The 12,006-nt window shown below is 72.8% G+C and carries 11 protein-coding genes; 4 read left to right on the top strand and 7 right to left on the bottom strand.

All coding sequences use genetic code 11. From position 1 onward, the window contains the following. The first annotated feature begins 51 nt into the window (after positions 1-51). Together AC3DEV_RS00150 and AC3DEV_RS00145 are read left to right on the top strand one after the other, a co-directional pair. Positions 52-414 carry an ArsR/SmtB family transcription factor gene (locus tag AC3DEV_RS00150; protein WP_163376296.1) on the top strand — a complete coding sequence of 121 codons (363 nt, stop codon included), beginning with the start codon at positions 52-54 and terminating at the stop codon, positions 412-414. 39 nt (positions 415-453) lie between these two features. Next, the gene (locus AC3DEV_RS00145; RefSeq protein WP_472984248.1) at positions 454-1,437 is read left to right on the top strand and encodes an SRPBCC family protein; all 984 of its coding nucleotides are present in this window, start codon (positions 454-456) and stop codon (positions 1,435-1,437) included. Between the two features lie 52 nt (positions 1,438-1,489). Here the strand turns inward: AC3DEV_RS00145 and AC3DEV_RS00140 are convergent, their stop codons facing one another. Continuing rightward, positions 1,490-2,563 (bottom strand): DUF368 domain-containing protein, encoded by a 1,074-nt coding sequence (locus AC3DEV_RS00140; RefSeq protein WP_488370908.1) that lies wholly within the window; start codon positions 2,561-2,563, stop codon positions 1,490-1,492. Between the two features lie 132 nt (positions 2,564-2,695). Here AC3DEV_RS00140 and AC3DEV_RS00135 point away from each other — a divergent pair, with 132 nt between their 5' ends. Together AC3DEV_RS00135 and AC3DEV_RS00130 are read left to right on the top strand one after the other, a co-directional pair. Further along, entirely contained in the window at positions 2,696-3,394 is a 699-nt protein-coding gene (locus AC3DEV_RS00135) for a hypothetical protein (protein WP_488370907.1), read from the top strand. A 177-nt stretch (positions 3,395-3,571) separates the two neighbouring features. Then, complete coding sequence (locus AC3DEV_RS00130) at positions 3,572-4,876, top strand: FAD-binding oxidoreductase (RefSeq protein WP_488370906.1); 1,305 nt, start codon at positions 3,572-3,574, stop codon at positions 4,874-4,876. 174 nt (positions 4,877-5,050) lie between these two features. Here the strand turns inward: AC3DEV_RS00130 and AC3DEV_RS00125 are convergent, their stop codons facing one another. From AC3DEV_RS00125 to AC3DEV_RS00100, 6 genes are all read right to left on the bottom strand, one after another. After that, on the bottom strand, positions 5,051-6,208 hold the full coding sequence (locus AC3DEV_RS00125) for a hypothetical protein (protein ID WP_488370905.1): 1,158 nt from the start codon (positions 6,206-6,208) through the stop codon (positions 5,051-5,053). Next, positions 6,205-7,089, bottom strand: a complete 885-nt coding sequence (locus AC3DEV_RS00120) for a nitrilase-related carbon-nitrogen hydrolase (protein ID WP_488370904.1) — start codon at positions 7,087-7,089, stop codon at positions 6,205-6,207. Before AC3DEV_RS00120 ends, AC3DEV_RS00125 begins: the two co-directional genes overlap by 4 nt. 173 nt (positions 7,090-7,262) lie before the next feature. Continuing rightward, on the bottom strand, positions 7,263-7,445 hold the full coding sequence (locus AC3DEV_RS00115) for a hypothetical protein (protein WP_488370903.1): 183 nt from the start codon (positions 7,443-7,445) through the stop codon (positions 7,263-7,265). Positions 7,446-7,508: 63 nt separating this feature from the next. After that, a complete protein-coding gene (locus AC3DEV_RS00110) occupies positions 7,509-7,640 on the bottom strand; it encodes a hypothetical protein (protein WP_488370902.1) in 132 nt (43 codons plus the stop codon). Positions 7,641-7,765: 125 nt separating this feature from the next. Beyond that, the gene (locus tag AC3DEV_RS00105) at positions 7,766-9,220 is read right to left on the bottom strand and encodes a wax ester/triacylglycerol synthase domain-containing protein (RefSeq protein WP_488370901.1); all 1,455 of its coding nucleotides are present in this window, start codon (positions 9,218-9,220) and stop codon (positions 7,766-7,768) included. Between the two features lie 144 nt (positions 9,221-9,364). After that, on the bottom strand, positions 9,365-12,004 hold the full coding sequence (locus AC3DEV_RS00100) for an AMP-binding protein (RefSeq protein WP_488370900.1): 2,640 nt from the start codon (positions 12,002-12,004) through the stop codon (positions 9,365-9,367). Positions 12,005-12,006: the final 2 nt, after the last annotated feature.

The following is a 12,006-nucleotide window of genomic DNA, read 5'->3' as shown; positions in this document are numbered from 1 at the left end:
TTCGAAACCGACTCTTGACCGGCCTCGCCCACCGGCCTATCGTGATACCACATGGTTTCATATCGGGCACTCGAGGTGGACCCCGGCGGTCCGGACTACAGCGACGACGAGGTGGACCGGATCTTCCGGGCCCTGGCCGACGCGACCAGGCGGGACATCCTCCGGCGCACCCTGGCCGGCGAATCCACCGTCTCCGAGCTCGCGGACCGCTACGACATGTCGTTCGCGGCCGTCCGCAAGCACGTCAACGTACTGGAGGAGGCAGGACTGATCACCGACCACCGGATCGGCCGAGAACGCAGGATCCGGGGAGACCTCCGGGCGATCCGGGGAGCCCAGCGCCTCCTCGACGCCTTCGAGGACATCTGGCGGGCACGCGTCGGCAGACTCGACGCCCTCCTCGCCGAGGACTGACCCGTCACCGCAGGACACACACGAGGAAAGAGGCAGGCCATGCCTGTGACATCAGTGGACAGAGACCTCGACCGGCTGACCCTGACCATCACCGCGGAGTTCCCGGTGCCGGTCCGTCGACTGTGGGACGCGTACGTCGACCCGCGCCAGCTCGAGAAGTTCTGGGGACCGCCCACGTGGCCGGCCACCTTCACCCGGCACGACGTGTTCCCCGGCGGCCGCTCGGACTACTACATGACCGGACCGGACGGCAGCCGCGCGTGCGGGTACTGGGAGTATCTGTCGGTGGACGAGTGCCGGTCGTTCGAGGTGCTCGACGGCTTCAGCCACGACGACGGCCGGCCCAACACCGACCTGCCCACCATGCGAGCGGTGTTCACGTTCGGCGAGACGGACACCGGCTCCCGCCTCGAGACCACCACCTACTTCACCAGCCTGGCCGAGCTCGAGCAACTCATCGAGATGGGCATGGAGGAAGGGACCCGCGAGGCGATGGGCCAGATCGAGGCCGTGGTCACCGACGACTCCACCTTCGCCGCCGACACCGGCACGCAGTCGCAACTCCTCGACGAGCGGACCGTGCGCGTCACCCGGATCCTGCACGGCACGCCCCGGCAGGTCTGGGACGCCCACCACGAGCCGGAGCTGCTGAACCGGTGGTTCCACGGACCCGACGGCTGGGCGCTGGTCGACTGCCGGGTCGCCCCGGCGCCCGGCGAGACCACCCGCTTCGAGTGGGCCCCCGACGACGGGGTCGAGGGCGAGGCGTTCGCCCTCACCGGGCAGCTCCTGGAGACCGACCCACCCCACCGGGAGGTCTTCACCGAGACGATGGAGGGCGTCGACGCACCGCCGACGCGCAACGAGCAGACCCTCACGGCCGTCGAGGACGGGACCCTCATGACGCTCGTCATCACCTACGACAGCGCCGACCTGCGCGAGACGATCCTCGGCACCGGCATGGTCGACGGGATGGAGGCCGGCTACCGCCGGCTGGAGGCGGAGGTGCTGACCAGCCCCTGACCACGGCTGCGCAGATCACGGCCGTGCCGCCCGCCGCCCGACCGGCTACGGCCTACCCGCGGTCCTCGAGTGCGGAGGTCCGCGGGTCGGGGTCGGTGGTGGCGGTCTTGTCCGCGAACACCCGCTCGACGGCCAGCACGATCAGCACCACGACGATGCCGGCGGCCACGGCGGCCAGGACCGTCGGCCAGTCGGCGCCGGGGGCCAGGACCTCGGCCTCCTCGGTCTGCCACGGCCACAGCGCTCGGAGCGATCCCAGCATGAGTCCGGCCATCGCCACGAGCGTGGGCTTGCGGAAGTCCTCGAGCAGGCGGTCGAGGACCTTGACGAACAGGGAGATCCCGACGAGCGCGCCGAGGGCGAACACGCCGAGGTAGGCGAAGTTCCGGTCGTCGACGGCGCCGAGGGTCGGGGCGTAGAGCCCCATCGCCAGCAACAGGTAGGACCCCGAGACGCCGGGCAGGACCAGGGCACAGATCGCCACCGCCGCCGCGACGAACACCAACAGGTAGGAGGGGTCGCTGATCGAGCCGCTCGGCAGGCCGGACAGGACGAACGCGAACGCGGCACCGAGGACGAAGATCAGGCCCAGCACCCAGGTGCGCCCGCCCGGGGTGGCGCGCGCCATCCCCAGCGGCACGGCGATGCTGGCGGCGACCATGCCGAGGAACAGCCCGCGGGCGATCTCGGGGCTGCCCTCGACGAAGCCCTTGAGCACACCGGCCATGGTGAAGACCATGACGAGCATGCCCAGCGCCAGCGGCAGCAGCAGCCACCAGTCGACGTGGCGGAACGCCGCGCGGGTGCGGGCCCGACGCTCCGGCCCGAGGGCGGCCGAGCGCAGGCCGTCCACGACGTGCGCCCCGGAGTCCAACAGGCGCGGATAGACGCCGGTCACCAGTGCCACCGTTCCGCCGGAGACGCCGGGCACGAGCTCGGCCATCCCGATGAGCGCGCCGCGGACGACGTTGCCTGCCATCCCCAGCGGTCCGGGCCGGACCGGCACCGGCGTGCCGGGGTCGAGATCGGCGTCGTCGACCGGGTCGTGGACGGACCGGACCGGGTCGTGGACGGACCCGGCCGGGCCGTGGGGGTCGTGAGCGGGCCTCGACGAATCGGCAGTCATCGTTACAGCTTCCCCGAACCACGCCCCTCGATCCAAGCGACGCACCCGGGGCGCGGGGGGATGACTAGGCTCGACAGTCCAGCGGCGCGTCATCCGGCGACGTGCCCCCGGGCCGGCGTGGGAGGTCGGGACATGCCGATGCACTACCCCCCGCTGCCCGACGGCACCTACCGGTACGGCGACCCGCCGCAGCCGCTGCCCTCCCCCGTCCCCGGGCCGGATCCGAGCTCTGGTGCCCCTGATCCGGGATCCGCGTACCCGCCCCCGGCCCCGGCCCCCGATGGCCGCCCCGGCGACGGCCCACCGCCCGCCTGGGCCCCCGCGGAGGGCCGCCCTCCCGGCACCGCGGCGGCCGCGGCGATCATCGGGGTGGCGGCCCTCGTCGTCGTGGTCCTGGGCGTGGTCTTCCTCGGCCCCGGATCCGACCCCGGCCGCGGTACCGACCCGTCGCGCGGCCCCTTCCCGCAGGTCCTCCCCCCGGCCGAGCGGGCACCGGGGTCCGGATCGTTCACGGTCGACGGCACGTTCACCGTCGTCTCGACCCCCGCGGAACCGGTCTCCGGCGACCGCACCGGCTGCGACCTGCCCATCACCCTGTCCGACATCGGCGAGGGCACCACCATCACGCTCATCGACAGCGGCGCCGCGCAGATCGGCACCGCCATGCTCGTCTACTCCGGCGGCGACCTGTCCTCGTGCACCTTCACCTTCGAGTTCCCCGACGTCCCCGCCGGCGGCTCGTTCTACATGGTCGAGCTGCCCGGCCGCGGCCAGCTGACCTACACCGAGGGCGAACTGCGCGCGGGTGTCGACATCACCCTCGGTCGGTGAGCCGGGCCGGTCGGTGAGCAGCCCCGGTCGGTGAGCAGCGTCGGGCGGGGAGGGCGCCCAGCGCGAAGGCGGGCCGGGGTCGAAGGCGGGCCGGGGTCGCGCGCACTCCCGGCGGGGGTGCCGGGCGCGCGGATAGGGTGGGGGCAGCGACGACGACGAGACGGGAGGCGTGCAACGGTGAGCAACGGCCCCGGACCGGACCATGGTGACGAACCGTTCCGCGCCTCCGAGGTGGAGCGCCTCGTGGAGGACATCGACCTCGACCCGTTCCTCGGTACGCCTGTCGACCCGTTGGCTGAGCCGCTCGAGCAGCCTGTGCCCGTCGAGGCGCAGACCCCGCCGCTGCTGGTCCTGAGGGACCTCTTGGTCGACGAGCGGTTCCCGGAGCTGTTCGCCCGGGCGCTGCGCGCGGCCGACCCCGACTTCCGTGAACTGTTCCCCCGCGACGCCACGCCGGTACTCCGGGACTTCGCGCGGGCGATGCGGTGGGCGTTCGAGACCACCGAGTACGCGCGCGGCGACCGCGCCAAGGTCGATGAGGTCGTCGAGTTCGCCCGCCACCTGGGCGCCGATCACCGCAAACTCGAACTGACGCCCGGGCATCACCGGCGCTTCGGGGAAGCGCTGGCCCACACCCTGCGGCACCTCGCCGGCCGCGCCTGGGACGACCGGCTGGAGACCACCCTGGGCACCGCCTACCGGGTGCTCTCGACCGCCCTGCAACAGGGCGCGGCCGTCGACGAGGGCCCCGCACGCGTAGGCGCGACCGTGGTGGAGATCCTGCGACCCACCCGCGATGTGGTGGTGGTACGGCTCATCAGCGACGTGATGGTCGACTACCACCCGGGGCAGTACCTCAGTGTGCTCACGCCCTACTCGCCCGGCGTGTGGCGGCGGCTCAGCCCGTCGATCCCGTCGAACCCGGCCGGGCAGATCGAGTTCCACGTCCGCGACGTGCCCGGCGGCGTGCTCAGCAGCTCACTGGTCCGCAGCGTCGGCGTCGGTGACCGCTGGGTGCTCGCCCGCCCGCTGGGGATGCTCGAGGTCGACCGGTCCGAGCCGACCCGGGACGTGCTCATGATCGCCGGCGGCACCGGGATCGCGCCCCTGCGGTGCCTGCTGCTGGACATGATGCGCCACGCCGACAACCCGCGCGTCCACCTGTTCTACGGGGCCCGCTTCCCCGGCGACCTCTACGATCTGCCGACGTTGGTCGACCTCGCCGCCACCGCCCCGTGGTTGACGATCCAGCCCGTCGCCGAGGAGGACGAGGATCCCTGGTGGGCCGGCCCCCGGCAGGACCTGCCCCGCACCCTGCACCGTCGGCAGACCGGGACCCTGGTCCGGGCGGTCACGCAGTGGGGGTCGTGGGCCGACCGGCAGGTCATCGTCTCGGGCTCACCCGAGATGCTGCGCGCGACGGTCCGCGGTCTCGTCGCGGCGGGCACCCCGCGGGAGAACATCAGCTTCGACCGCCCCTGACAATCCCGCCGCGCGGCGCGGCCACCCACGTCGCCATCGTCGCCTGACCGGCGCGGCCACCAACGTCGCCATCGTCGCCATCGTCGCCATCGAGAAGACAGTTCCGCACACGACGGCCGAGAGCGGGTGTGCGGAACTGTCTTCTCGATGCGGGAACGCGCCGCGGCGGCCGGATCAGCGCGCCGCCGCGACGGTGTCCGCGTCCTCGCCGGCGCCGGGCGCGCCCTCGTCGGGGTCGTCGGTCGTGTCACCGCCGTAGCCGGCTGCGGTACCGCCGTCCGCGCCGCCCCCACCCTCGTCGTCGTCGCCGTCGCCGCCGTCGCCGACGCCGCCGTCGTCGTCGCCGGCCTGGGGCTCACCCGCCGGCGGGACGGGGGTCTCGGTGCTGGTCTGCGGAGTGGAGGTGGTCGCCCCCGTCGTGGTGGTGGGACTGGTCTGCGAGGTGGTGGTGCTGGTGGGCGCCTCGCACGGCTGGAACACGCGGCGGAACCGGTCGGGGACGCCCAGCTGCTCGAGTTGCTCGCGGCACACGTCCGAGGTGGGCTCGGCCAGGAACTCCCAGTCGTCGTCGCGCCACGAGAGCAGCTCGATCTCCCCGTCGTCGCGGGTGACCAGCAGGAACCGCTCGTCGCATTCCCGCACGGTGGTGCCGCTGCCCAGCTCGTCGGCCACGAAACCCGGGCTACAGCGTTCGGCCGGACTCGGCGGGCCGGTCGTCGTGGGCTGCGTCGTCGGCGGCGTGGTCCGGGTGGTCTGCGAGGTGGTGGTCTGCGTCGTCGTGGTGGGGGTGGCGACCGGGTCCTCGTCGCCGCCGGTCGCGGAGACCAGCCACACCACCAGCGCCGCCACCAATGCGACCGCGAGCAGGATGGCGGCGATCATCCACGGCGTGGACCCGCCGTCACCGCCACCGTCGTCCCAGGCACCACCGTCGTCCGGGGGCGGGACATCCCCCGGGGGCGGGACGTCCCCGGCGGGGTGGCCGGGGTCGGGGACGCCCGCGGCGGTCGGATAGTCGGACGTACCGGGACCAACCCCGGACGCCCCGGAACCGGCGGCCGCGCCGAACGCCCCCGCACCACCGGCCGCGCCGGCAGCCCCACCCGCGGCCGCGGCTCCGCCGTCCGCCGGGTACTGCGACCACGCCGTGCTGCCCTCCCCCGCGCCGACCGGCGGGAGGTGCTCGGTCGGCGGATCGGCGGGCGGCAGTTGCTGCGTCGGCGGGTCGGCACCCGGCTCGACCGCCAGATTCGGCTCGGTGACGGCGTCGTCGCCCGGGTGATCCGGATCAGCGGGTCGGCCGCCCCGGTCCGGGCCGTCCGGCCCGGTCACCGCGGAACCTGCCCGCCGGAGGGCTCCGTGACCCGTCCGTTGGCGAGCACCGGGATCACCTTCCGGATACCGGTGACCTCGTCGTCGTCGACATCCACCACCAGTAGCTCCGATCCGGCGCCGGCCTCGGCGCGCACGGTCCCGTCCGGTCCGACGAGCAGCGAGTGACCGACGCCGGTGGGGGCGCCGGGCTTGACCTCCACGCCCTCGGCCTCGGGATCGGCCTGCCCGACGGCGAACAGGAACGTGGTCGAGTCGAGCGCGCGGGCGCGGGCGAGCAGCCGCCACTGGTCGACCTTCCCCTCGCCCGCCCCCCACGAGGCGCTGCACAGGGTGATCCGGGCGCCGGCGGTGGCGAGCGCCGTGTACTGGCCCGGGAAGCGGATGTCGTAGCAGACGCTCAGACCCACCCCCACGCCGTCGACCGTCACCACGTGCGTGGCGTCGCCCGGCTCGACGGTGTCGGACTCGGCGAACCCGAACGCGTCGAACAGGTGGATCTTGTCGTAGCCCAGGTGGAGGTCCCCGCCCTGCCCTTTTCCGGCCTGTCCTGCACCGGCGGAGCCGCCGTCGGCGTCCCCGGCCGGCCCGGTGACCAGGAGGGTGTTGCGCACGCGGCCGCCCTGCCCGGGCGTGAACATGCCGACGACGACGAGGACACCGTGCTCCCGGGCGCTCTCGGCCACCGCGGTCGCCCACGGGCCGTCGAGGGGTTCGGCGATCTCGTCCAGCCGGCCCGCGCCGAACGCCCGCATGGTGGCCTCGGGAAACACCACGACCCGCGCACCCTGTGCTGCGGCCTCGGCCACCGACTCGCGGACCAGTCGCAGGTTGTCCTGCGGGTCGCGTCCGGTCAGGATCTGGGCGGCGGCGATGCGCACGGGTGGTCCTCCTCGTCGGCGGCGGGCTGTCGGTCTCAGCCGGGTCGGGCTTGCCCCGACGCTACCCGCCCCATCGGACAGGCACTCGGCGGTGAGGAACGCCCCGGTGTCGAACATGCGAAAGCCCCCACTCCCTGAGGTGTGGGGGCTTTCGGGCTTCTGCGTCGGAAGGCTTACTTCCCGGCGTCGGGTGCCCGATCGCTGGCCGAAGTGAGGGCCTCGAGCAGTGGCTCGAGGTTGTCGGCCAGGCTTCCGGCCCCGGTACCAACGGAACCGCTGATAGAACCACCGAAGTTCTCGACGCTGCCCTGGAACAGGCCCAGGAAGCTACCGATCGAACCGATTACACCGTCCATGTTGATCTCCTTGAGTGTGCGTGAGTGTTAGGTGTGGCTACGCTTCTGATTGCGCGCCTCAGATCAGGCAGCGGCCTCTTCGACCGGCAGCCCCAGCGAGCCGGAGATCGAGCCGAAGATGTTGAGGGACAGCTGATCGAAGCCTGCGAGCGTGGTGACCAGCGGAAGCAGGGCTCCGATGTCGAGAGAATTCATAACCACTCCTTGGGGGTTTGTTGGAGGTCCGACGAGCTTCTTGGCCCTCCCGTGTGCACGGTCGAGAGTGAGCATAAACAAATGTGCCGTTAAACACAATGGATGTTGACGTATCTCCACCCCCGCTACACCGGCCCGGACGCGGTGGCGAGCACGAAAAGCTCGTCCGCGATCAGATCGGCATAGTGTGCAGGATCCGCCATGACCTCCGGGTCCACCGTGACCGACAGGATCAACCGGTCGCCGAGCGTAGCGAATAGGTGGCGTAGTAGATCACCGTCCACCACCGGCAGCACACCGAAGCTCGCGCGCATCGGGGCCCCGTCGAAGGTCGGATCCCCCGCCGGGGCCGGAAGATTGCTGATCATCGTGTTGCGGAGCCTGGTGTGGGGAGCGATTCCGCCCGTTCGCGTGCGACGGCGCACTACGCCCCGAAGCGCCAGAAGCCACGATGGCGATGCGTCGATCCTCGTGAAGGCCCGGCGGACCCGATCATCGATCCAGCGAGCTTTCTCGTCGGCCGCGGACATCGATATCGCGGCCAGTCGCTCCACCGGATCCGGTAGATCGGTGTGCAGGTCGATCGTGCCGAGCAGCAGCTGGTTGGCCGCGCCCCCGCCGGTCCGGTCCGCCCGACTCGCTCCTGTGCGGCCATCCGGGAGACGCAGTGAGATCGGCACCATCGCGGCGAGCGAACCCTCCGGCGACTCGTCCAGCTCCGCGAGCTGCCGGCGCAGTGCTCCCGAGACCGCCGCCAGCAGAACGTCGTTCACGGTGGCCCCCGGTACCGCGCGGCGTGCGGCCCGGATGTCCGCGTGATCGAAGGTGCGAAGTTCGAGGTGCAGAGACCCCGAGGAGGGCGCGTTGAACCGGGTGGTGGGCCGGGCCGCCTCCCCGGCCGGCAGCAGCCCCTCCCGGGTCCGGCGGGCGACATCTTCGGCGTCCGCCCGGGTGGATCGAACTCTGTGGATGAAGCGGGCCAGGCGCCACGGGGCGCCGACGACCCCCCGAACGGTCGTCTCCAACGGATGTGCTGGGCGAATCCTCGCTGGCGGATCGGGCAGCGAGGACTCGGAGAACAACGCTGCTTCCAGCGTGCGTACCGCCATACCGTCCGCGGCGCAGTGGTGAACCTTCACCACGACCGCGACAGCCTCGTCCAGACCGTCGACGTCCCTCAGCCCCACCAGGGCATGGATCTGCCAGGGCGGACCGCCCAGGTCGACCCGGGTGGCCGCGAATTCGGAGAGCATCGCGCGCAACTCGGGCTCCCCGCCGTCGATCGCATGCAGGTGAACGTGCCTGTCCAGGTCGAGGTCGGGCGCGGGAACCCACACGGGCAGGCCGATCTCAAGGGGGACGTGCCGGATTCGTCTGGTGAGGAAGTCCGCTGCGCCGAGACGCTCGCCGACCCATCGCCTGAGCGATTGCGCCGACGAGGCGGCGACGGGCGCTTCCCCCGAGGCATCGAAGAGGTAGCACGCAATGATCATCTCGGGGTGGCCCGGGCCCTCGTCGTAGATATAGGCCGCATCGCGCGCCGACATCGGCTCGAACCATCCGGTGACGCCTCGCCGCATACGTGCTCCCCATTGCTCGTGGTGCCGGCCCGGGGGTGGTCCCGGCGCCCGCGGGCACTGGTGCCCTCCTTAGCTCACCGTAATGGGGATCGTTGATTGCGCCCGTCGGTTTGGGCTCCACAGCAGCTCGCCCCGCGCGTCGCCTCAGGCTCCGGCGTCCCCGCCCCGGGCGGTGACCCGCCGCGCGATCCCGGCACCGCGCTCCCACAGCCACCACACGCACACCCCCACCGCGAGCGAGGCGACCCACGAGAGCCACGGGTGGCCCGCGTCCCGGATCGGCGGGTACACGAGGAAGTGGGTGAGGTAGATGAAGAGCGAGGCCGCCGCGAGGGGGGTCACCACCCGGACCACCGGCCGGGGCAGCCGGACCGAGGGGATCCAGATCAGGGCGAGGATCCCGGCCACGATCACCACCTCCCGCCCGGGGTCGCCGAACCAGCCCGGCACGCACATGAGCGCGACCGCGGAGCAGGCGAGCCGCGCCCACATCGCGGCGAGCGCTGCGCGTTGCCCGCCCGGTCCGCCCGGCCCGCCCGGTCCGGACCCCCCGGGTTCGGCCCGCGCCACGGCCCAGCCGAGCGCGAACAGCCACAGCACCGCCGGCGCCGAGTACCACACGAGGGGCCCGCCGCCGAGGTCGATGACGGCGTACCGCACGAGCAATCCGAGCCCGACCAGCGTGGCCGGCAGCGCGAACGGCCACCGCCGGTCGAGCCTGCTGACCGCGGGGACCGCCATGAGCGCGGCCACGCCGAGCAACAGGTAGACCGTCGCCTCGACGAACCACATCTGCCACGGATTCCACCACCGGTCGTCCGACCAGGAGCGGGGACCGAGGAAGTGGGTGGCCAGCAGCGGCGAGTACCAGTGGTAGCGGCTGGTCAGCGGGGTGACGAGCAGCAGCCACACCACAGCGGGGACCGCGATCCTCCCGACCGTCGTGAGCACGCCCCGGGCCCGCTCGCGGGCGCTGGTGGAGTGCAGCCGGAAGCGGGCCAGGGAGTACCCGGTCAGGGCCACCAGGACGTGGGCGCCGCCGTAGACAGCGAACGCCCGGGTGTGCCCGCCCACGATCGTGAGGATGAACAGGGCGCGCAGCACCACCGAGGTGTCGACGCGGGCCCACGCCCGCCAGGGGGTCCATCGGGAGGCCGCCGGGGGACGCGGTCCGGCCGCGCGGGTGTCGAGCTCCCCCAGTGGGCGCAGGTGCCAGTCGCGGGGTAGGCCGGGCACCCGCTCCTCGAGCCGGGTCGAGAGCACCACGTAGGTCAGGGAGTCCCCGCCGAGGTCGACGAACGTGGCGTCGGGCGGGCAGGAGTCCAGGCCGAGCGCATGGGCCACGAGTGTGCTGGGCGGGTCGGCGTCCGCCCCGGCGCCCGTCCGCGCGCGGTCGGCGACGAGTGCACGGAGTGCGGCCTGGTCGACCTTGCCGGCGGGAGTGCGGGGAGGGTCGACGACGACGACCTGCTCGACCGCCGAGGTGGGCAGTCCCGAGGCCGTCGCGGCGGCGGTGGCGAGGGCCTGCGAGCGCTCGCGGGTGACCACGACCAACCGGTCGGGCTCCCCGACGCACCAGGCGTCGAACCCGCCGTCCGCCAGGGTCGATTCCACCCGACCCAGGTCGATCCGGTGCCCGAAGATCTTGGTCTCGCGCCCCATCCGCCCGACGATCTCCACGAGGCCGTCGTCGGCGATGCGGGCGAGGTCCCCGGTCCGCAGCTCGTCGAGCTCGGGCCCGCGGGCGAGGTCGGCCGAGGTGCGGGCGTACCCCATCATCACGTTCGGGCCGCGGTACACCAGCTCACCGGGGGCGTGCGGATCGGTTCCCCGCGGACGGTCGACGCGGAAGGAGCCGCCGGGGATCGCGATCCCGATGGCCCCCGCACGGGTCCGCGCGAGGTGAGGGGGGAGGTACGCCATACGCGCGGTCGCCTCGGTCTGGCCGTACATCACGACCAGTTCTGCCCCGCGTGCTTCCAGGTGCGCGGCCAGGCGACGCACCGCCTCCGGCGCGAGGCGCCCGCCCGCCTGGGTGAGGTAGCGCAGGCGGGTGAGGCGGTCCAGCCGGTCGAGACCGACGCGCTCGAGGAGTTCGACCGTGTGCGGGACGGCGGCGAACGTCGTCACCTGCCCGGCCTCCGCCCGGTCCCAGAACGCCGGTGCGGAGACGGAGTCGGAGTTGAGCACCACGGACGCGCCGGCCAGCAGGTGACTGTGCAGGACGGACAGGCCGTAGCAGTAGTGCGGCGGCAGGGTGGTGATCGCCCGGTCCCCCGGCACGATGCCCAGGTAGTCCACGATCGACCGCGCGTTGGCCAGCACCGCCCGCCGGGACTGCCGGACGAGCTTGGGTGCGCCCGTGGACCCGGAGGTGCTCAGGAGCAGTGCGAGGTCGGGATGCAGGTCGTGCCGCGGCGGCGACGTGAGCACCCCGGCCGGGAGGGGTCGGCCGTCCCCCGCGACAACGTCGGGGTGCCACGCCGCGAGGAGGTTGTCGGTGGCCGCGCCGTCCGGCGGCAGGAGGAGCACGACGTGGCCGGCGGAGTGGGCGGCGAGATAGTCCACGAGGAACTCGATGGTGTTCGTTGCCACCAGGCCGATCAGGCGACGACCGGTCGTCACGGGCGGGTATTCGGCGGCGCGCTCGGCGCTCATCCGGGCGAGCGCGGAGTAGGTGTACTCCGCCTCGCCGGTCACGACGGCGACCGCGGTGCCGCGCCCGGCGGACTCGCCGAACAGACCGGGCGGAGCCTGCCCCTGATGCGTGCGTGCGACGGTCACGC

This window comes from Dietzia sp. IBK-p2-15D, from assembly GCF_057773105.1.
The sequence above is the reverse complement of the archived record's forward strand: the minus strand, read 5'-3'. Positions and strand labels throughout refer to the sequence as shown.